Annotated in this window: 20 protein-coding genes; 8 read left to right on the top strand and 12 right to left on the bottom strand. The window is 71.5% G+C overall.

Annotation, left to right across the window (positions count from 1 at the left end):
* Nucleotides 1-69 precede the first annotated feature (69 nt).
* Nucleotides 70-888, top strand: coding sequence for a phytanoyl-CoA dioxygenase family protein (locus tag ACNYS0_RS02920; protein WP_422471035.1), 819 nt, complete (start codon nucleotides 70-72; stop codon nucleotides 886-888).
* Nucleotides 885-1,154, top strand: coding sequence for a hypothetical protein (locus tag ACNYS0_RS02915; protein WP_399229385.1), 270 nt, complete (start codon nucleotides 885-887; stop codon nucleotides 1,152-1,154). Before ACNYS0_RS02920 ends, ACNYS0_RS02915 begins: the two co-directional genes overlap by 4 nt.
* Nucleotides 1,155-1,163: 9 nt before the next feature.
* Here ACNYS0_RS02915 and ACNYS0_RS02910 read toward each other — a convergent pair whose 3' ends face one another.
* On the bottom strand, nucleotides 1,164-1,397 hold the full coding sequence (locus ACNYS0_RS02910; protein ID WP_422412681.1) for a twin-arginine translocase TatA/TatE family subunit: 234 nt from the start codon (nucleotides 1,395-1,397) through the stop codon (nucleotides 1,164-1,166).
* A 2-nt stretch (nucleotides 1,398-1,399) separates the two neighbouring features.
* Nucleotides 1,400-2,377, bottom strand: coding sequence for a sporulation protein (locus ACNYS0_RS02905; RefSeq protein ID WP_422471034.1), 978 nt, complete (start codon nucleotides 2,375-2,377; stop codon nucleotides 1,400-1,402).
* A gap of 147 nt (nucleotides 2,378-2,524) precedes the next feature.
* Here ACNYS0_RS02905 and ACNYS0_RS02900 point away from each other — a divergent pair, with 147 nt between their 5' ends.
* The gene (locus ACNYS0_RS02900; RefSeq protein WP_266724398.1) at nucleotides 2,525-2,980 is read left to right on the top strand and encodes a tellurite resistance TerB family protein; all 456 of its coding nucleotides are present in this window, start codon (nucleotides 2,525-2,527) and stop codon (nucleotides 2,978-2,980) included.
* A 22-nt stretch (nucleotides 2,981-3,002) separates the two neighbouring features.
* Here ACNYS0_RS02900 and ACNYS0_RS02895 read toward each other — a convergent pair whose 3' ends face one another.
* The gene (locus ACNYS0_RS02895) at nucleotides 3,003-3,935 is read right to left on the bottom strand and encodes a M56 family metallopeptidase (RefSeq protein WP_422471033.1); all 933 of its coding nucleotides are present in this window, start codon (nucleotides 3,933-3,935) and stop codon (nucleotides 3,003-3,005) included.
* Between the two features lie 3 nt (nucleotides 3,936-3,938).
* A complete protein-coding gene (locus ACNYS0_RS02890; RefSeq protein WP_422471032.1) occupies nucleotides 3,939-4,349 on the bottom strand; it encodes a BlaI/MecI/CopY family transcriptional regulator in 411 nt (136 codons plus the stop codon).
* Between the two features lie 275 nt (nucleotides 4,350-4,624).
* Here ACNYS0_RS02890 and ACNYS0_RS02885 point away from each other — a divergent pair, with 275 nt between their 5' ends.
* Both ACNYS0_RS02885 and ACNYS0_RS02880 read left to right on the top strand, forming a co-directional pair.
* Entirely contained in the window at nucleotides 4,625-5,977 is a 1,353-nt protein-coding gene (locus tag ACNYS0_RS02885; RefSeq protein WP_422471031.1) for a hemolysin family protein, read from the top strand.
* Nucleotides 5,974-6,996 carry a hemolysin family protein gene (locus tag ACNYS0_RS02880; protein ID WP_422471030.1) on the top strand — a complete coding sequence of 341 codons (1,023 nt, stop codon included), beginning with the start codon at nucleotides 5,974-5,976 and terminating at the stop codon, nucleotides 6,994-6,996. Before ACNYS0_RS02885 ends, ACNYS0_RS02880 begins: the two co-directional genes overlap by 4 nt.
* A 9-nt stretch (nucleotides 6,997-7,005) precedes the next feature.
* Here ACNYS0_RS02880 and ACNYS0_RS02875 read toward each other — a convergent pair whose 3' ends face one another.
* Complete coding sequence (locus ACNYS0_RS02875) at nucleotides 7,006-8,589, bottom strand: carboxylesterase/lipase family protein (RefSeq protein WP_422471029.1); 1,584 nt, start codon at nucleotides 8,587-8,589, stop codon at nucleotides 7,006-7,008.
* Between the two features lie 194 nt (nucleotides 8,590-8,783).
* On the opposite strand from ACNYS0_RS02875, the gene ACNYS0_RS02870 reads away from it, so the two are divergent.
* Nucleotides 8,784-9,047, top strand: a complete 264-nt coding sequence (locus tag ACNYS0_RS02870) for a GlsB/YeaQ/YmgE family stress response membrane protein (RefSeq protein ID WP_422412666.1) — start codon at nucleotides 8,784-8,786, stop codon at nucleotides 9,045-9,047.
* A 107-nt stretch (nucleotides 9,048-9,154) separates the two neighbouring features.
* Nucleotides 9,155-9,982 carry a PaaX family transcriptional regulator gene (locus tag ACNYS0_RS02865; RefSeq protein ID WP_422471028.1) on the top strand — a complete coding sequence of 276 codons (828 nt, stop codon included), beginning with the start codon at nucleotides 9,155-9,157 and terminating at the stop codon, nucleotides 9,980-9,982.
* Here the strand turns inward: ACNYS0_RS02865 and ACNYS0_RS02860 are convergent.
* From ACNYS0_RS02860 to boxC, 4 genes are read right to left on the bottom strand one after another with little or no spacing between them, the layout of a single operon-like run.
* Nucleotides 9,966-10,823: an amidohydrolase family protein gene (locus ACNYS0_RS02860; RefSeq protein ID WP_422471027.1), complete on the bottom strand. Its 858-nt coding sequence runs from the start codon at nucleotides 10,821-10,823 to the stop codon at nucleotides 9,966-9,968. The two genes, ACNYS0_RS02865 and ACNYS0_RS02860, sit on opposite strands and share 17 nt — an antisense overlap.
* Nucleotides 10,823-12,397, bottom strand: coding sequence for a benzoate-CoA ligase family protein (locus tag ACNYS0_RS02855; protein ID WP_422471026.1), 1,575 nt, complete (start codon nucleotides 12,395-12,397; stop codon nucleotides 10,823-10,825). Before ACNYS0_RS02855 ends, ACNYS0_RS02860 begins: the two co-directional genes overlap by 1 nt.
* A 48-nt stretch (nucleotides 12,398-12,445) precedes the next feature.
* Nucleotides 12,446-13,864 (bottom strand): benzoyl-CoA 2,3-epoxidase subunit BoxB, encoded by a 1,419-nt coding sequence (gene boxB / locus ACNYS0_RS02850; RefSeq protein WP_422471025.1) that lies wholly within the window; start codon nucleotides 13,862-13,864, stop codon nucleotides 12,446-12,448.
* A 2-nt stretch (nucleotides 13,865-13,866) separates the two neighbouring features.
* Entirely contained in the window at nucleotides 13,867-15,528 is a 1,662-nt protein-coding gene (boxC, locus tag ACNYS0_RS02845; protein ID WP_422471024.1) for a 2,3-epoxybenzoyl-CoA dihydrolase, read from the bottom strand.
* 133 nt (nucleotides 15,529-15,661) lie between these two features.
* On the opposite strand from boxC, the gene ACNYS0_RS02840 reads away from it, so the two are divergent.
* On the top strand, nucleotides 15,662-17,035 hold the full coding sequence (locus ACNYS0_RS02840) for an NAD-dependent succinate-semialdehyde dehydrogenase (RefSeq protein ID WP_422471023.1): 1,374 nt from the start codon (nucleotides 15,662-15,664) through the stop codon (nucleotides 17,033-17,035).
* A gap of 29 nt (nucleotides 17,036-17,064) precedes the next feature.
* Here the strand turns inward: ACNYS0_RS02840 and ACNYS0_RS02835 are convergent, their stop codons facing one another.
* The 3 genes from ACNYS0_RS02835 to ACNYS0_RS02825 form a co-directional block, all read right to left on the bottom strand.
* Nucleotides 17,065-17,448, bottom strand: coding sequence for a VOC family protein (locus ACNYS0_RS02835; protein WP_422471022.1), 384 nt, complete (start codon nucleotides 17,446-17,448; stop codon nucleotides 17,065-17,067).
* 204 nt (nucleotides 17,449-17,652) lie between these two features.
* The gene (locus ACNYS0_RS02830) at nucleotides 17,653-17,787 is read right to left on the bottom strand and encodes a hypothetical protein (RefSeq protein WP_422471021.1); all 135 of its coding nucleotides are present in this window, start codon (nucleotides 17,785-17,787) and stop codon (nucleotides 17,653-17,655) included.
* A 234-nt stretch (nucleotides 17,788-18,021) separates the two neighbouring features.
* The gene (locus ACNYS0_RS02825; RefSeq protein WP_422471020.1) at nucleotides 18,022-19,005 is read right to left on the bottom strand and encodes a lysylphosphatidylglycerol synthase transmembrane domain-containing protein; all 984 of its coding nucleotides are present in this window, start codon (nucleotides 19,003-19,005) and stop codon (nucleotides 18,022-18,024) included.
* Nucleotides 19,006-19,057 lie beyond the last annotated feature (52 nt).

The raw sequence follows: 19,057 nt of genomic DNA, 5'->3' as shown, positions 1-19,057 counted from the left end.
CCGGGAAATTACCAGCAGAGGCCCGATACAGCCCACGACGCGGCGACTTCGGCTGTCTACGTTTGCCTCATGCCAACCAGTGAGCAGCTGCTGAGCTCCGTACAGATGGCGCGCTTCGTCGCCCACGGTTCGCTCCGCCTCGACGCGGTCGTACCGGCGGAGTTGAACCAACAGGCCATTGACGTCTTCGAGGCCGGGATCCCGGCCGCGCCGTACGGCACGCCCGTCCCGAAGGCCTACCCCGACGGCTCCTTCGCCCGCCGACTCCTCGAACTGCCCGTCGTGGCGGGCGCGTTGAAGAGCCTCGTCGGCCCCGACCCGGAGGTCGACCACCACGCCGTGCATGTGCGCGAGGCCCGCGACGGCACCGCCCAGCCGCTGCACGGGGACGCGATCATCGATGTGCGTCCTGACGCCTTCGACGTCCAGCTCATGTACTACCCGCAGGACGTGACGCTCGACATGGGCGGCACGCTGAGCGTGCCCGGCAGCCATCTGCGGCACACCAACGAGACCGACACAGGCCGCTATCAGAACCTGCGCGGCCAGAACCGGCTGACCTGCCCCGCCGGCACCGTCCTCCTGATGCACCACGGGATCTGGCACGGCGGGCGCCGCAACGACAGCGACGTCCGGCGCTACATGTTCAAGATCCGCTTCAATCCCACCGTGCCCCAGGTGCGCCTGTGGGACACCTCCGACCTCGACGACCCGGCGGTCGGCGACGAACTCCGCCATGTCTTCCCCTGGTACGAGCCCGCCACCGGACGCCTGGAGATCCACAACCGGATCCGGCTGTGGCGCGCCCTGACCGGCGACGACACCTTCGACCTCGACCACTGGGTGACCCGGGTCTCCAACCGTCCCACCCTCGGGAGCCACGCATGAGACAGCAGGTACTCGTCCTCTACCTCGCCAACTCGGCGCTCGACGCGAAGGTGGTCGGCTGGGCCCGCTACGACGGCACCGGGACCACCGACCACACCACAGGCGACAGCGACGAGCCGCCGTACGAGACGGGCCTCGAAGCCCTCCTCGACGGCTGGCGCCTCTTCCAGGCCGCGCAGTTGCTGCCGCCGCATCCGGGCCACGAGTACGACACGTCGTACCTGAAGCACGAGTTCTTCTTCGAGAAGCTGCAACCGACGCCCTGAGGCGAGGGGTTACGGCTTCGGTGACTCCTGCCCCGGCTCTCGCGGGGGCGGGGTCACCGTCTCGCCCTGGATGACGCGCGGCGGCGGCTGATGCTCGTCGTCCTGCTCCTTCATGGCCCGCGCCTCGGCCTTGAGGATGCGCGCCGACTTGCCCGCGCTGCGGGTCAGCTCCGGGAGCTTCTTCACGCCGATCACGACCGCGATCACGATCAGCACGATGGCGAGTTCGCTGAGTCCGAACATGGTCAGTCCTCGCCGCCCTCGTCGTCGCCTTCGTCGTCGCCCTCGAAGAAGTCCCCGACCTCGTCGACGACTTCGGCGGCCACCATGCCGCCCACCACACCGACCGCGAGCCCGGCCGCGCCGACCGCCACGGCCGTTCCCACGCCGGGCCCTGAGTGGTGGCCACCGCCACCGTCGTGCCCGTACGAGGCGCCCGACTCGTAGGCGGAGTGGTGCTCGACCAACTCCCGTACCCAGCCGTCCACGACCGTGTTCCAGTCCTGGCGTCCGGCATCCTCGTGCGCAACGGTGAAGCGGGTGAGCGCGTCGTGTCCGCCGGAGAGGAGGCCGCCGCGCTTGTCGGCCTCAAGGACCACCTCCATGCCGCCCGGAGCGGCGAGGAAGGTCAGCTCGAGCTCCTTGACGGCGTGCGCGTACCGCGGCGAGGGCGCCAGCTCGATCTCCTGGTAGAAGGGGAGCCGCTGGCCGGTGCCGCCGATGTGTCCGAACTCCAGGTCCGCGGACGTGAAGCCGAAGCCGAGCTGCCCGAACGCCTCGAGGATCGCCTCCTGCACGGGGAGCGGTCCGACGGCGAGCCGGTCGAGGTCGCCCTTGTCCTTGGCGCCGGCGACCGAGAGTTCGGTGCGTACGCCGAGCGCGATGCCGAGCGGCTGCCCGTACAGCTCGGTGATCGGCGTCTCCCACGGCAGCGTCACCGTGAACGGCACGCTGTGCTCGGCCCCCGCGACGAGCCGGAAGCCACCGCCGACCACGAACCGGTCGAACGCCACGGTGCCGTGGCCCTCGCCCTCGTCGTGCTCCGCCTCGACGTGGGCGACGAGTTCCAGGGTGATGTGCTCGATCTCGAAGTCGCCGCTGCCGCCCTTGAGGTGGACCTGGCCGGAGACGGTGCCGCCGGGGGCGGTGGTCCAGTCGGGCAGGACCGTGTCGACGGTGGGCCCGCCCACGCCGAGCGAGCCGAGCAGTCGTTTGAACACCATCGGGGGGTGAACTCCCTTGTGAGCGCAGGACATGTTCTACAGGCGTGTAGAAGTATAGGGGTGGGGCGGAACTTTCCCGGTGCTTCGCCAGTTTCTACAGTGCTGTAGAAGTAAGCACTGTAGGAAATCGCAATCCGAGGAGTACTCGTGGCCCTGTGGGACCGCATCAAGGAATCCGCGTCGACCATGCAGACGCAGCTGGTGGCGAAGAAGAACGACCTGAAGTCCGGGGCCTTCCGGGACGCCTCCATGGCGATGTGCGCGCTGGTGGCGGCCGCCGACGGCACCATCGACGCCTCCGAGCGCCGCCGCGTCGCGCAGCTCATCATGAGCAATGAGGTGCTCCAGAACTTCGACGCCACGGACCTCCAGAAGCGCTTCGAGGCCAACCTCGACAAGCTGACGGCCGACTTCGACTTCGGCAAGGTCAGCGTGTTGCAGGAGGTCGCCAAGGCGAAGAAGAAGGAGGCCGAGGCGCGCGCCGTCATCCAGATCGGCATCGTCATCGGCGGCGCCGACGGCGACTTCGACCCGACCGAGCGGGGCGTAGTGCGCGAGGCGTGCCAGATGCTCGGCCTGGCGCCGACCGAGTTCGACCTGTAGACACCCGGGTTCGGTGACCGTGTCAGAGGGGTGTGGCCGCGTGCAGCGTGGCCGCCAGGGTGAGCGCGGAGTTGGCGGACGACATGGCGGAGGCCGCCGTGCCGAATCCCGCCGTCCACGTGGCGAGCCCGACGGGCGTGAACGCCGTGGCCCGGCCCTGCGCGGCAGGCGGCGGCGCGAGGAGCGCGGCGACGCGGCGGGGCAGCGGGCCGGGAGCGGCGAACGCCGCGAACAGCGGCTCGCGCGCCCCGCCGGGCGACAGGGCGGCCTTGCCGATGGCGCGCGCGACCACCTTGCGGTCACCGACCAGCGCGGCGGCCTCCTCGTCGGCCCACCGCTCGGCCGTGTACGCGACGGCCGAACTCAGCGGACGCAGGAACGGGTTGGCGCGGGCGGCAAGCCGCACGGTCAGCAGCAGGCGGTGGTGCCGGGCCGTCAGATGGGTCCGCTCGTGGGCGAACAGGGCCCGCCGCTCGGCCGGTGCGAGCCGGTCGAGCAGCGCGGTGCTGACGACGATCCGGCCGCGGTCCCCGCCGGGCAGCGCGTAGGCATACGCCTGGGGGTCGGGCAGCACCGCGACCTGCGAGGCGGGCAGTCCGGCGAGCGCGGCATGCGCGCGGCGGCGCAGCGTGAAGTGGCGCCACAGCGTGCGGGCGCAGGCGGCGAGGACGGCGAGCAGCGCCGGAATGGCCGCCTTGCCCGCGATCTCGTCCTGCGGCACGGCGGCCCGCACCTCTGGGTCCGACCAGCCGTCCGGCAGCGGATTGCCGGGCAGCTGCGCGGTGCCGACCACCATCAGCAGGGCGAGGCACACCGTGCTGCACACCGCCATCACGGCGGCCACGCAGGTCAGCAGCCGGGTCGCGGTGCGCGGATGCAGTCGGTGGGTGGCGAGCCGGGCCACCGGCCAGGCCGTCAGCGGCAGCACGAGAGGCAGGAAGACGAAGATGCCCACGGCTCAGTCCGTGCCTTCCTCGTCGCCGCCGGCCGCGCCCTCGTCCGCGCGCCTGAGCAGGTCCCGCAGCAGTTGCTCGTCGCCCTCGGGCAGCGAGGTGACGAAGCTGGCGAGGACGGCCTCCCGGTCGGCCTCGCCGTCCAGCACCTTGCGCATCTTGAACGCGGCGAGCCCGGCCTCGTCGGCCACGGGCGTCCACACGAACGAGCGTCCCTCGCGGCGCCGGGTGACCGCGTCCTTGGCCTGGAGCCGGGCCAGGATCGTCACCACGGTGGTGTACGCGAGGTCGCCGTCCATCCGGTCGCGCACCCACCCGGCGCTGACCGGGGCATCGGACGTGCGCAGCGCGGCCAGGACCTGGGCCTCCAGCTCACCCTGGGCGCGTCGCGGGGTGCTGTGGCGGGACGTCGTCACCGGCTCCTCCTGGTGGCTGGGTGCGGGGGCCAGTCCATCATCCCTGTTCGTTCCCTGGGCCCCGGTGGGAGGTGCGGTGGCGCCGCGTACATGACCGACGGAGAGTGGTCGGGAACGACGGCGCCGGGCCGCGCGTTGTCGTAATGAAAGCAAAGAGAAAGTAAAATGCGAAGGAGCAGCCGGTTGTCCGCCAGACCGACGGACCCAGCGGGGCACAGTCCCCGACCACCCCGCCCCTTGATCGGTGAGCACGGCACGCGGCGAGGTGGTGGCACATGCTGAGTGCCGTGCTCGGCCTCCTCGCGGTCCTCGTGCTGACCGCGGGGACCGGATACTTCGTGGCCCAGGAATTCGCGTACGTCGCGGCGGACCGGCTCGCGCTCGCCCGCGACGCCGAGGCGGGCGACAAGAGAGCCGCCAAGGCCCTCAAGGTCCTCGAGCGACTGTCCTTCATGCTGTCCGGTGCCCAGCTCGGCATCACGGTCACCGGACTGGTCGTCGGCTTCCTCGCCGAACCGTCCGTGTCGACCCTGCTGCGTCCGGTCCTGGAGGGCATCGGCATCCCGGCCGCCGCAGTGACCGGCATCTCGGTGGTCCTGGCGTTCGTCCTCGCCACGGTCGTGCAGATGGTGCTTGGCGAGCTGGCCCCGAAGAACCTCGCGCTCGCCGTCCCCGAACGCCTGGCCAAGTCCCTCGCCGGGTCCACGCTCGGCTATCTGAAGGTCGTCGGCCCCGTCGTGCACCTCTTCGACAGCGCCGCGAACAAGCTGCTGCGCAAGGTCGGCATCGAACCCGTCGAGGAGCTGCACCACGGCGCCACCCTGGAGGAGCTCAGCCATCTCATCGGCGAGTCCCACCAGCAGGGCGAGCTGCCCCGCGAGACCGCCACGCTCCTCGACCACGCCCTGGAGTTCAACGAGCGGACCCTGGACCAGGTGATGGTGCCGCGCGCCGACGCGATCTTCGTCCGCAAGGAGGCCACGGCCGCCGACGCGATCGAGCTGATCGCCAAGCACGGCCACTCGAACTACCCGGTGATGGGCGACCACCCCGACGACGTCACCGGCGTTCTCGGCGTGCGCGAACTGATGCGCCTCCAGCAGTCCGCGTACGAGAGCACCCCCACCGGGACCCTGGCCCGCCGCCCCCTTCTGCTGCCGGACACGCTCCAGCTCCCCGCCGCCGTCGACCGGATGCGGGAGGCCGACGACGAATTCGCGGTCGTCCTCGACGAGCACGGCGGCGTCGCGGGAGTCGTGACGTACGAGGACATCGCCGAGGAGCTGGTCGGTGACATCGCGGACGAGACGGACCGCGAGACGCAGCTTGCGGTCCAGGACCCGGACGGCGCCGGCTGGGTGGTCGACGCGGGCCGCCGGATCGACGAGATCGCCGAGGCCACGGGCATCGAGCTGCCCGAGGAGGAGGACTACGACACCGTCGCAGGGCTGATCGTGGACCGGCTCGGCCGCTTCCCGGCGATCGGCGACCGGGTCACGGTCGACCTGGCGGGCGACGGCGAGCACGCCGTCATCGACGTCCGCACCCTCGACCGCCACGTACCGGAACTCGTCCACCTGACCCGCGAAACCGTCGCTGCCGACACCGAGGAGGAGCCGCGCGCATGAGCTTCCCCATGGCCCTCTTCATCACGCTCCTGCTCCTGATCGGCAGCGGATTCTTCGTGGCCGCCGAGTTCGCCCTCGTCGCCGCCAAGCGGCACCGTATGGAACAGGCGGTCGCGTCCGGCGCCCGCGGCGCCAAGGCGGCGCTCGCCGGCATGCGCGAGCTGTCGCTGATGCTCGCGGGCGCCCAGCTCGGCATCACCATCTGCACGCTGGGCCTCGGCTCGATCTCCAAGCCGGCGATCTCGCACGAGCTGGACCCGCTGCTGCACGGCTGGGGCCTGCCCAGCGGACTCAGCTACGGAGTCTCCTTCGCCTTCGCGATGATCGTCGTGGTGTTCCTGCACATGGTCGTCGGCGAGATGGCGCCCAAGTCCTGGGCGATCGCCCACCCCGAGCGCTCGGCGATGCTGCTGGCCCCGCCGTTCCGTGGAGTGGTCAAGGTCGTGCGCCCGCTGATCTGGGTCCTCAACAAGGTCAGCAACGCGCTGGTACGGATGTGCCGGGTCACCCCGCGCGACGAACTCGCCGAGGTCCACAACCGGGAGCAGCTCACACACCTCGTCGTGGAGTCCGAGCGGCTCGGCCTGATCAGCAAGGACGACTCGGAGCTGATCACCAGCTCGCTGGTCGAACCGCTCACCCCCGTCGGCGACCTCCAGACGCCCGCCGCGCGGATCACCTCCGTCGCGGCCGACGCCGACCTCGACGCGATCCTCGCCACGGCGGCGGAGCGCGACCGCAGCCGCCTCCTCGTGCGCGCGGGGGACCGGATCGTCGGCTCCGTGCACGCCCGCGACGCGCTGATCGCCCGCAGCCGGGGGCGCGCCACCACCGCGGGCGAACTGGCTCGCCCGGTACCGGAGTTGCTGGCCACCGACACGGTCGGCCAGGCCATCGAACAGCTCCGCCACCGCCGCGCCTCGCTCGCCGTGGTCCACGACGACACCGGCCGCCTGACCGGCCTGGTGGCCCTCGACGACCTCCTGGCCCGCCTCACCCACCCGCAGGCGGCGGCCTGACCCGCTCTGTCAACCGAGCGACTTCCAGAAGGCGTCGTGGTGCTCCTTGGCGAAGTCGACGGGCCGGATGCCACCCGGCCCCGAGGCGAGGGCCTGGGCGTTGAGCGCGGAGGCGGTGCTGGGCTTCCACGGGGCCCTGCCGGTGCGGGCGAAGTCCGTCCAGATGTCGATCATCGCGGCGGACAGCGCCCGCTGCCGCGCATTGAGCGGCCGATGGGCGGAGAGCTCGAAGAGATAGGGGAGGTCGAAGGTGTGCATGGCGCCGGCGGGGAACGACGGCTCGGTGTAGGCCGGGTCGCTGTACCAGGGCGTGGGCTCGTCGGCGAACTCGTAGGTGTACGTGGGGACATGCCGGGACAGGGCTTGCCCGGTGGTGACCGTGGCACGCCCGTGGTCGCCGTCAGTGAGCGCCGCGCCGAGGGCGAGCGCGGGGGAGCCGCCGTGGGCGGCGACGGGGTACTCGGCCACGACCGCCCGCGCCTTGTCCTCGCCGAAGGTGTCTTCGAGACGGGTGCGGTAGTCGTTCTCGTCGAGGGTGGCGTCCGGGTCGCCGGTGGCCTGCCGCTTGGCCAGCTCCATGCCGTAGACGGCGCCGAGGTTCTCGTCGCGGGTGCTGCCCTGAAGGACGGGCACCTTGTTGAACCGGCCCTCGGCGAGGGCTTGTCGAGGGGTGCGGGGCAACAGCTTGCCGCCGTACACGGGTCCGTAGTGCGGGCCGGTACCGAAGACGTGCACCAGCTGTTCGGGGGACGCGGTGCGCCAGTCGTCGAGGCGATGCGTCCTCTGGATGTCCTTCGCCGTCGCCCTGCCCTGTCGCAAGGCGTCGGACCGCACCGTCGTCGCGTCGTCCCGTGTGCACGCGCCGCTCTGCAGGATCGCCCGGTCGAAGAGTCCGGCCGAGGAGGGGGCGACGAGGTGGGCGCAGGTGCTCGTGGCCCCCGCGGACTGGCCGAAGAGGGTGACGTTGTCAGGGTCGCCGCCGAACGCGGCGGCGTTGCGCAGCACCCACCGCAGGGCTGCCTGCTGGTCGAGAAACCCGTAGTTGCCGGACTCGCCGCGCTTCTTCTCGAGGTCGGGGTGGGCGAGGTAACCGAGCGCTCCGAGCCGGTAGTTGACCGTCACGACGACGACGTCCCCCTGGGCGGCGAGCCGCGCGGCACCGTTCATCGCGCCCTCGCCGTCGGTGTGGTCGCCGCCGTGCAGATAGACCATGACGGGGCGCGGGTGCTGTGCGTCGGCCTTGGGTGTGGTCACGTTGACGGTCAGGCAGTCCTCCGTGGCCGAGCGCGGTCCCACGGGCGGGACGAGCCCCGTCTGCGGGCAGGCGGGGCCCAGCCGGGTGGCGTCCCGGGTGCCACGCCACCGGGAGGCGGGCGCGGTCGGCGCCCATCTGAGGTCGCCCACGGGCGGCGCGGCGTACGGAATGCCCTCGAAGGTGCGAGCGGTGGCGCCGACCGTGCCCCGCACGAGCCCCTTGTCGGTCCGCACGATGGTGGTGCCGGTTCCGGCGGCGCTGCTCGTGGTCGCCGTGGCCACCATGGCTCCCGAGGCGAGAGCGACGGCGATGGCTGCGTGTGCTGTCCGCTTCAACATGCCGCCAAAGCTATGGAGTTGAGATCGCCGCCGGGAGCCGGGCAGCCACCGATCCCAAGCTGGGGCTGGCCCCACCCTCCACGCTCAACCCTCGGCGGCGGGACTGCGTCCCCCATGCCGGGGAACACGTAAATCGACATTCGACAGCTGTGTCGAAACGTCGACGTGTCGGACCAAGGGAGAGGCAGACAGGCATGGAGATCTCCGGCATCTTCACCGCGATCGTCATCGGCATCGTGATCGGCGTGCTCGGCCGACTGGCGATTCCCGGGCGTCAGCGCATCGGCATCCTGTGGACGCTCCTGGTCGGCATCGTCGCGGCGCTCGTCGGAACCGCCCTCGCAGGCGCCTTCGACGTCGCCGAGACCGACGGCGTCGACTGGATCGAACTCGCCCTCCAGATCGGCCTCGCCGCCGTCGGCGTGGCGGGCGTGGAGCGGATCAAGGGGCGACGCTGAGGGGTCACTTGGTCCACCCGGCAAGCTCTACGGAACTCGGACGCTCCGCCGCCATTGCGTAGCGGAACTCGGCTACGCTGGGGCAACGCCCAGTGGAGGAGCCCGGATTGTCCAAGCCGACCGGATCGGGGAGCGCGCGCTCCCTCCTGCTCACCGTGCTCGGTGAGTACGTGCTGCCGCGGGACGCCCCCGTATGGACCTCGGTGCTGCTGCGCGTCCTCGACGGCCTCGGTGTCGAGGAGAAGGCGGCCCGCCAGGCGCTGAACCGGCTCTCGGCGAGCGGCCTCGTCGCCGCCGAGCGGTCCGGGCGGCGGGTGCGCTGGGCGCTGACCGAACACGGCAGGACGCTCCTGAGCGAGGGGGCCGAGCGCATCTACTCCTTCGGGCAGGCACGGGCCCGGTGGGACGGCCGCTGGCTGGTGCTGCTCGTCAGCGTCCCGGAGTCGCGGCGCGAACTGCGCCACCGGCTGCGCACCCGGCTGACCTGGGTGGGCCTCGGCAGCCCCGCGCCCGGCCTGTGGGTGGGCCCGCACGCCTCGCGCGAGGCGGAGGCCAAGCAGGTGGTGGAGGAGCTGGGGCTCGGGCCCGAAGTGTCCTCGTTCTGCGGGCCGTTCGCGGGGATCGGATCCGAGCGGGACATGGTGGAACAGGCGTGGCGGCTCGGCGATCTGGCCACGGAGTACGCGGAGTTCGTCCGCTCCTTCGCCGGAATGCGGGTCGAGTCGGGCGAGGACACGCTGCTCGCCCAGGTTCGGCTCGTCGACGCCTGGCGCCGCTTCCCGGCCCTCGACCCGCAGCTGCCCCTCGAACTGCTGCCCCCGCACTGGATCGGGGCGCGCGCGGCCAACCTCTTCACCGAGCTGCACGAGCGGTGGCACGCGGAGGCGCAGGAGGAGTGGGACCGGCTGACCGCAGAGGTCACGCCGGCGGCTTGAGCCGGTACACCTGAGCCGCGTTGCCCGCCAGGACCAGTTCCGTGGTCGTCTCGTCGGGGCACAGGGCCGCCACCGCGCGGGCGTTGCGCGCGATGCCGGGGACGCCCGGCCAGTCGGTGCCGAAGATCATGCGGCGCGTGAGGCGCGCCCAGTCGTGCTTGCCGTAGTACGTGCGAAGGCGGGACGGCGGCAGGCCCGAGAGCTCGATCCACACCCGCTCGTTGGACAGCGCCATGAAGGCCGCAGCGTCGTACCACCAGCCGCGCCCGCCGTGCGCGAGGGCCACGTCCAGGCGCCGGAAGTCGCGCAGCACGTCGTCGAGGAACAGCGGGTCGGCGTACTTGTTGAGGGCGCCGGGGAACGTGCTCGTGCCGCAGTGCACGACGAGCGGGACGCCCGCCGACTGGCACAGCTCGTACGCCGGATAGAGGCGCCGGTCGTTGGCGGCGACGCCCGCGTGCACGGGGTGCAGCTTGCAGGCCACCGCGCCCAGATCGAGCTGGCGCTGGAGCTCCTCCTCGATCGGGTAGTGCAGATGCGGGTTGATGTTGGCGATCGGCTTGGCCCTCGACGGGTCGTAGGACGTGATCGGCAGCAGATCCTCGATCGGCTGGATGCCGGTCGTCCGCGGGCTGTACTCCGACAACAGGAGCGCGATGTCGACGCCCTCGGAGACGAGGTGGCGGTGGAACGCCTCGGGGGACACCGTGTCGCCGTCGTAGACGCGGGCCAGCAGATCGTGGTCGGCGACTCCCTGGGTCCACTCCTGGTACGTGGGTTTCAGCGTGGACAGGCGCGCCGGGTGCAGGTGGACGTCGATCAGCGGGTGGCCGTCCAGCATCAGGTCTCCTCGTGCTGTTCCAGGGAAGCGGTCAGGTCGCCGGCCGCGCGGGCCCTCAGCTCCACGCGGCGGATCTTGCCGGTGGCGGTCGTCGGCAGCGCCTCGGTGAACAGCACGCGCCGGGGCCGCTTGAACGAGGGAAGACCGGTGCGGCAGTACGCGATCAGCTCCGCCGCGGTGGCGTCCTGCCCCGGCGTGGTGACGACGTAGTCGACCGGCTTCTCCAGGCCGTCCGTGTCCGTCGCCGCGACGACCGCCGCCTGCGCGACGGCGGGGTGTTCCAGCAGCCGCGCCTCGACCTCGGCGGGGGACACCCAGATGCCCCCGGCCTTGAGCATGTCGCCCGTGCGGCCGAGACAGGTGAAGTACCCGTCCTCGTCGCGTACGTAGGTGTCTCCGGTACGCAGCCACTCGCCGCGGAACACCTGGCGGGACTCGTCGTAGCGGGACCAGTAGCCGGTGGCGACGGAGCGGCCGCGGACGTGCAGGGTGCCCGGTGTGCCGGTCGGTGTCTCGCGGTCCTCCTCGTCGAGTACCCGCAGCTCGTAGCCGGGCACGGGGCGGCCCGTCGTGCCCGGGCGGATCGAACCCGGCGCGTTCGACAGGAAGATGTGGAGTGTCTCGGTCATGCCGATGCCGTCGATGATGTCGACACCGAAGCGCCCGCTCCAGCGCTGCTGCAACGCGGCGGGCAGCGGCTCGCCCGCTGACGCCGCGAGCCTGACACCGGCGAGCGCGTCGCCGGGCAGGTCGTCGCGGAGCATGTTCGCGAAGAACGTCGGCCCGGCGAAGAACAGCGTCGCGCCGAACTCCCGGGCCCGCGCTGCCAGCAACTCCGGGCGGGACGGCTCCGGTTCGAGCACGGTCGTCGCCCCCACCGCCAGCGGGAACAGCAGCGAGTTGCCGAGACCGTACGCGAAGAACGCCTTGGCCGCCGACAGGCACCGGTCGCCGGTCCTGATGCCGAGGACCCGGGTCGCGTACGTTTCGCAGACCTCTGCGACGGCGCCGTGCCGGTGCATCGCGGCCTTGGGCGAGCCGGTGGTGCCGGAGGTGTAGAGCCAGAAGCCGGGGGAGTCGGCGGTGGTGGCGTACGCGCCGGTGTCCGGGGCCGCCCCGGCCAGCTCCCGCAGCCGGTGCACCGGGAGGGCGCCGGTGAACGTGACATCGTCCCCCGCGAGCAGCCCTCGCAGCTCCGGGGCGTCCGGCACCGCCTTGTCCGCCACCGCCGCGTACGAGGAGCTGACGGCCAGATACGCCGCCCGCGCGTCCCGCAGCAGCTCGGCGAGGTCGCCCGCGTGCAGCATCGTCGACACCGGCACCGGGATCGCGCCGATGCGTAGCGCGGCGAGGAAGACGGTGACAAAGTCGGGGGAGTCGGCCATGAACAGCATCACGCGCTGCTCGGGCCGCAGGCCGATCGCGCGCAGGCCGTTCGCCGTGCGGCACACCCGGTCGTGCAGTTCGGCGTAGCTGAACTCGCCCGCGGGCCCCGTCAGCGCGAGGCGGGCGCCGTCCCCGTGGTCGAGCCGGCGGTCGAGCAGATAGCGGCACGCGTTGAAGGGTTCGCTCATCGTCGGGCTCCCGCTCATCATCGGCTCCCCGGATCGTCGTCGGCGTCGTCAGGCGAGGTGCACGTACTCGTACTCGAACGGCTTGCCGTTGATGCCCTGGCGCGGCGGGGCGATCCACGAGGCGATCCGGCCGGGCTCGTGCACGGGCCGCATCAGGGAGCGGATGTACGTTTTGTCGACCTCGGTCGGCAGCCAGGCGCCCTTGGCGTCCTCCCAGTCGTCGGCGGTGAGGACCGTGCCGTCGGGCGCCGTCTCGACCGAGGCGAAGGCGCCGACCTTCCGGTTGAACGCGATGTGCGGGAGATACAGCCGCCGGTCGATCCCCGCCTCTTCGAGCAGGCGGTTCCAACGGTTGAGGCCGCTGTGGCAGTCGCGGATGTACTCGCGGCGCAGATCGGTGTTGAGGCCCACGAGCGCCGCGACCTCCCGCTGCCCGATCGCGCCCTCGATCAGCGCGTCGACCAGGAACGAGTCGTCGGTCAGGGTGTGGTCGTCCTTGCGGCGCTCCTCGCCCCAGCGGCCCTTGAGGCCCGAGGTGTAGTAGTTGGCGACGTTCGTCGAGGTCTCCGAGCCGAAGAGGTCGAGCGAGACCGAGTAGTGGAAGTTGATGTACTTCTGGATGACGTCCAGGGGGATGCCGCCGGAGGCCGTCACGTCGTCGGTGTCGTGCTCGCGCATCAGCTCGGCCGTGCGCAGCACCACCCGGTCGATACCGGTGGTGCCGACGAACATGTGGTGCGCCTCTTCCTTCAGCATGAACTCGCACGTGCGCGACAGCGGGTCGAAGGCCGACTCCTTGAGCGTGCCCAGCTGGTACTTGCCGTCGCGGTCGGTGAAGTAGGTGAACATGAAGAAGGACAGCCAGTCGGGCGTCTCCTCGTTGAACGCGCCCAGGATGCGCGGCGATTCGTCGCTGCCGGAGTTGCGGTGCAGCAGCTCCTCGGCCTCCTCGCGGCCCTCCCGGCCGAAGTAGGCGTGCAGCAGATACACCATCGCCCACAGGTGCCGGCCCTCCTCCACGTTCACCTGGAAGAGATTGCGCAGGTCGTAGAGGCTGGGCGCGGTGGCCCCCAGGTTGCGCTGCTGCTCGACGCTGGCCGGTTCGGTGTCGCCCTGGATGACGATGAGACGTTGCAGATCGGCCCGGTACTCGCCGGGCACCTGCTGCCAGGCGGGCTCGCCGCGGTGCGCGCCGAAGGCGATCCGGCGGTCGGGCTTCGGCTCGGCGAGGAAGACCCCCCAGCGGTAGTCGCGCATGGCTACGTGCCCGAACTGTGCCCAGCCGTCGCGGCCGACGTCGACCGCCGTGCGCAGATACACGTCGTCGGTGGGCAGGGTGGGGCCCATGGAGTCCCACCAGGTGAGGAAGTTGGGCTGCCAGGACTCCAGGGCCCGCTGGAGCCTGCGGTCCTCGTGCAGGTCCACATTGTTGGGAATCTTGTCGGTGTAGTCGGCGGTGAGCGCCATCGTCACACCCGCTTCCGGTCGAATTCGGCGCGCTGTCCGGTGCCGTACCTGCGCAGGGCCCCTTCGGGGCCCGAGGCGTTGGGGCGGTTGAAGATCCAGTTCTGCCAGGCGGTGAGGCGGCCGAAGATCTTGGTTTCGAGGGTCTCGGGGCCCGCGAACCGCAGGTTCGCCTCAAGGCCCGTGAGGGCGTCCGGGCTGAACCCGGACCGCTCCTCCAGCGAGATCCGTACCTCCTCGTCCCAGTCGATGTCGTCGGGGGCGAAGGTGACCAGGCCGAGCCGCTCGGCCTCCTCGGCGTCGAGCGCCCGCCCCTCGGCGGCGCGCGCGTGCGACAGCGACTCCTCGTCACCGAGGAACCGGGTCTCCAGGCGGCTCAGCCCGTTGCTCATGGGGAGCGGGCCGAGGTTCATCGGGCCGACGACGAGCGTGGCGGGTTCGGCGTCCGGGGCGATCTCCTCGAAGACGCCGGCCAGTTGGAAGGACCGGTCGGCCGCGAGGACGGTCTCCAGGAGCGTCCCGGAAAAGCAACTGCCGGGCTCGATCAGGGCGATGAGGCTGCGGCTGCTCAGGTCCAGGCGCTTCAGCGTGCGCTTGAGGTAGAGCGTGATCTCGCGGGCGAGCCAGTCGTCGCGGTGGGCGATCAGCAGCGCGTCGTGGTCGAGGACGCGGGAGGTGTCACCCTGGCTGCGCAGGACCCAGGTGCCCAACTCCGGTTCGTTCGTGCGCAGATCGAGGACGAGGTCGTCGAGCTCGCGGGCCAGGGCGAGCGGCCAGCTGGCGTCGCCCTGCCGGTGCAGGGCGGCGAGGTCGGCCGGTGCGTCCTCGCGGGGGCCTTCGAGTGTGATCTCCACGGTGCGGCGGACGCGGTCGAGGCTCGCGTGCACGTACCGGTACGCGACACGGTCCTCGGTGCGGGTCTTCTCCAGCGGGGTGAGGCGGATGCCCTGGGGGGCGCCCGCCGGGCGGTCGGAGCGGTCGGCCGCCTCGGCCGCGCGGGCGGCGACGGTGTGCTCCCACTCCCTGCGCGGCACCGCCTCGTCGACCAGGCGCCACTGCGCGGCCCGTTTGCCGCCCACGCCCTCCGGCTTCGTCGCGAAGTAGTCGGCGCGGTCGCGGCGGACGTGCCGCTTGTCGACGAGCCGGGTCAGGCCGCCGGTGCCCGGCAGGACACCGAGCAGTGGCAGCTCGGGCAGGGACACCGTCGACGAGCGGTCGTCGACGAGCAGGATCCGCTCGCAGGCCAGCGCCAGCTCGTAACCGCCCCCGGACGCCGTGCCGTTGAGGGCGGCGAGGTACGTCTGTCCGGAGTGCGCGGAGGCGTCCTCGATCGCGCCGCGGGTCTCGTTGGTGAACTTGCAGAAGTTGACCTTCCAGGCGTGGTCCGACGCCGCCAGCATCCGGATGTTCGCCCCGGCGCAGAACACCTTCTCCTTGCCGCTCGTCACCACCACCGCGCGCACCTCGGGGTGCTCGAAGCGCAGCCGCTGCACGGCGTCGTAGAGCTCGATGTCGACGCCGAGGTCGTAGGAGTTGAGTTTGAGTTCGTAGCCGGGCACGAGGCCGGCCTGCTCCGCCACGTCCATGGTGAGCGTGGCGACGGCCTCGTCGACCTTCAGCGACCAGTGGCGGTAGTGCGTCGGGGCGGTCCGGAACTCGACGCGCATGGCGGTCCCCTTGTCCTCGGATGACTCAACACTCCACGCTCGACTGTAGGAGCGTCAATATCTCGTAGCACGTTTCCTGAGGGGTGGGCAGGGTCTGGACGGGCGGCGGGAGGCAAAAGGTATGGTCGCGGCCATGACGGCCTACAAAACGGTGAACCCCGCGACCGGCGAGACCCTCGAAGAATTCCCCGAGGCGACCGCGAAGCAGATCGAGACCGCGCTGGCGGACTCCCACGCGGCCTACCAGAGTTGGCGCACCTCGCCCGTCGAGACCCGCTCCGCGGTGCTGCGGCGCGTCGGCGAGATCTACCAGGAGCGCAAGGACGAGCTCGCCCGCATCATCAGCCTGGAGATGGGCAAGCCGCTCGCCCAGGCCAAGGGCGAGGTCGACATCGTCACCAGCATCTACGAGTACTACGCCACCGAGGGCCCCGGCTTCCTCGCCGACGAGGAGCTCTCGGTCAGCGGCGGCGGCACCGCCACCGTGCGCACCGCCCCGCTGGGCTCGCTGCTCGGGATCATGCCGTGGAACTACCCGTACTACCAGGTCGCCCGGTTCGCCGCGCCGAACCTGATGCTCGGCAACACGATCCTGCTCAAGCACGCCCCCAGCTGTCCGCAGGCGGCCCTCGCGATGGAGCAGATCTTCGCGGACGCGGGGCTGCCGACCGGCGCGTACATCAACGTCTTCGCCACCAACGAGCAGGTCGCCGACATCATCGCCGACCCGCGCAACCAGGGTGTGTCGCTGACGGGCAGTGAGCGGGCCGGTTCGGCCGTCGCCGAGATCGCGGGCCGCAACCTCAAGAAGTGCGTCCTGGAGCTGGGCGGCTCCGACGCGTTCATCCTCCTGGACACCGACGACGTGGCGAAGACGGCCCGCAAGGCGGCCGGCGGCCGGCTCGGCAACGCGGGGCAGGCCTGCAACTCGCCGAAGCGCTTCCTCGTCCAGGAGGGCCTCTACGAGGACTTCGTGCGCGAACTGACCGCGAACGTCGCGCGGGTGGAGGCCGGCGACCCGCTGGAGCCGGACACCAAGTTCGGCCCGCTGTCCTCGCGCGCGGCCGCCGACCAGCTGCTGGAGCAGATCAAGGACGCCGTCGACAAGGGCGCCACGCTGCACACCGGCGGCGGCCGCGGCGAGGGCCCGGGCGCGTACGTGCAGCCCACCGTGCTGACCGGCATCACGCCCGAGATGCGCGCCTACACCGAGGAGCTGTTCGGCCCCGTCGCCGTCGTCTACCCGGTGGCCGACGAGGACGCCGCCGTCGAGCTGGCCAACAGCTCGCCCTACGGGCTCGGCGGCGCCGTGTGGAGCGGCGACGTCGAGCGCGCCAAGCGGGTCGCCGACCAGCTCGACACCGGCATGGTGTGGATCAACGGCTTCGCGGGCACCCAGGCCGACCTGCCCTTCGGCGGTGTCAAGCGCTCCGGCATCGGCCGTGAGCTGGGCAAGTACGGCATGGCGGAGTTCGCGAACAAGAAGCTGATCCGCGTCCAGGGCTGATCACGGAGCGGCCTGCCCGCCCCCGCGTGTCAGGGGCGGGCGTACGGCCGGGTCATGATCTCCATGTTGTGGCCGTCCGGGTCGTCGAAATAGGCGCCCCGGCCACCGAACAGATCATTGACCCGGCCGGGCTCGGTGTGTGAGGGGTCGGCGTAGTACGTCACTCCGACCCTCTCCAGGCGGTCGATCATCGCGTCGAACTCCTCGTCGGGCACGAGGAACGCGTAGTGCTGCGCCTGGATCGGCTCGTCCCGCTTCTCGTAGAAGTCGAGCGTCACGCCGTTGCCGAGATCGACGGGCAGGAACGGCCCGAACGGGGCGGCCACCTTCAGGCCGAGGATCGCGGCGAGGAACTCGGCGGACAGGTGCCGGTCGCTCGCGTAGACGGCGGTGTGGTTCAGCTGGACATGCATCAGTGGTGTGTCTCCGGTCTCGGGATCCGCTACGGGGATCCGGCGCCGCACAAGGGCGCCGGGGAAGGGACGCGGAGAGGAACGGCGGGCTTCTCGCCCGCCCCGTGCTCACGCCGGGGCCGGGAGCCTCACTCGTGCATGGCCCAAGGCCGACCCGGTCGTCACGTCGATGACCTTAATGCCGGGCACCCGACAGCGGCAACGCTATTTCCTGCGCCGGAAGAACAGCCACACGCGGGTGACCATCAGGCCGAGGACCACCACGGCCGCCGTGATCCGAAGCCAGCGCGGGACCGCGTCCAGCTCGGGCAGGAATACGGCGAGCGTCGTCACCGGCACCAGGCCTCCTTGCTTGCGGCACATCGGCCCCCACGCCGCGAATCTACCAAGCCCCCCTCCGGCATGCTCCCGCCCCGCTGCGCCGGCGCGCACGTTCCCTCGCGGCCGCGCCGCTTTCGGCGCACTCCCCTTCGCGGACGCCCTCGGTCTGTTCGGCGCCTGCTTCGGCCTGGTGCTGCTGGTGGCCGCCTGGCCCAACTCGGCCTGCTCTGTGCTCTGGTGGGCCGGCAGCCGTCAGATCACCTTGCGGCGCACCAGCGCGGCCAGTACCAGGGCGCCGGGCAGCAGCGGCCCCCAGACCGTGAGCAGGCGGAAACCGACGACCGCGGCGGTCGCTTCGACGACCGGTGACCCCGCGCCCACGAGCGCGAGGACAAGAGCCGCCTCCACGGACCCGATCCCGCCCGGCGTCGGCACCACCCCGGCCACCACGGAGGCCGCGAGATACGCGAGGGCGATGTCGAGGGACGGCACCGGCACCTGAAGGGAGCGCGCCACCGCCACCATGACGGTGGCCTGCAACGCGGGAAAGCCGACCGCCCCGCACCACAGGGCGAGGGCACGGGCGGGCCGGGCGTGCAAGGCCCGCACATCGGTCAGCGCGGTGGCCAGAAAGTCCCGGACGGCCCCGCGCAGCGGCCGCACCCACCACAGCACCCCCGCCGCGACGGCGACCACCGCCACGAGCAGGAGCACCGCGAGACCGCCCCGCTCGGCCGGCATGAGACCGCCCAGCGGCAGCGCGTCCGGCGAGGCCGCCATCAGCGTGATCAACAGGGCGTACCGGCCGATGGGCTGCGCCAGCGAGTACAGGGCGAGCGCGGCGCAGGCGCGGGTCGCCGATATCCCGCACGAGCGCATGAACCGCAACGTCACCACGTGTGCGCCGAGCCCCGCGGGCAGCAGGTGGTTCGCGGAGCCCGCGGCGACCTGCGAGGCGAACAGCCGCCCCGCGGGCAGCGGTTCCAGCACCGCGCCCTGCCGCAGCAGACACACCGGCACCCAGCACGCGACCGTGATCATGGCGGCGCCGAGCAGCCAGCCGGGATCCGCGCCGCGCAACTGCGTGAGCCCCGAGACGAACACGGGCCAGTTCCAGGCCACCCATCCGGCGACCAGGAGGAGCGGAACGAGCGCTATCCATTTCCGTACGGGACGTCGGCGCCGCGGGGCGGGCCGCAGGACAGGGGGAGGGGGAAGGGCTGGGGGAGTGGCCACGCTTGGGCCGTCCTTTCGGGGCGCGCACAGCGCAGGGCGAGGGGAGGGAGCG

It is taken from the genome of Streptomyces anthophorae, assembly GCF_049310305.1.
Lineage (GTDB): Bacteria > Actinomycetota > Actinomycetes > Streptomycetales > Streptomycetaceae > Streptomyces.
The sequence above is the reverse complement of the archived record's forward strand: the minus strand, read 5'-3'. Positions and strand labels throughout refer to the sequence as shown.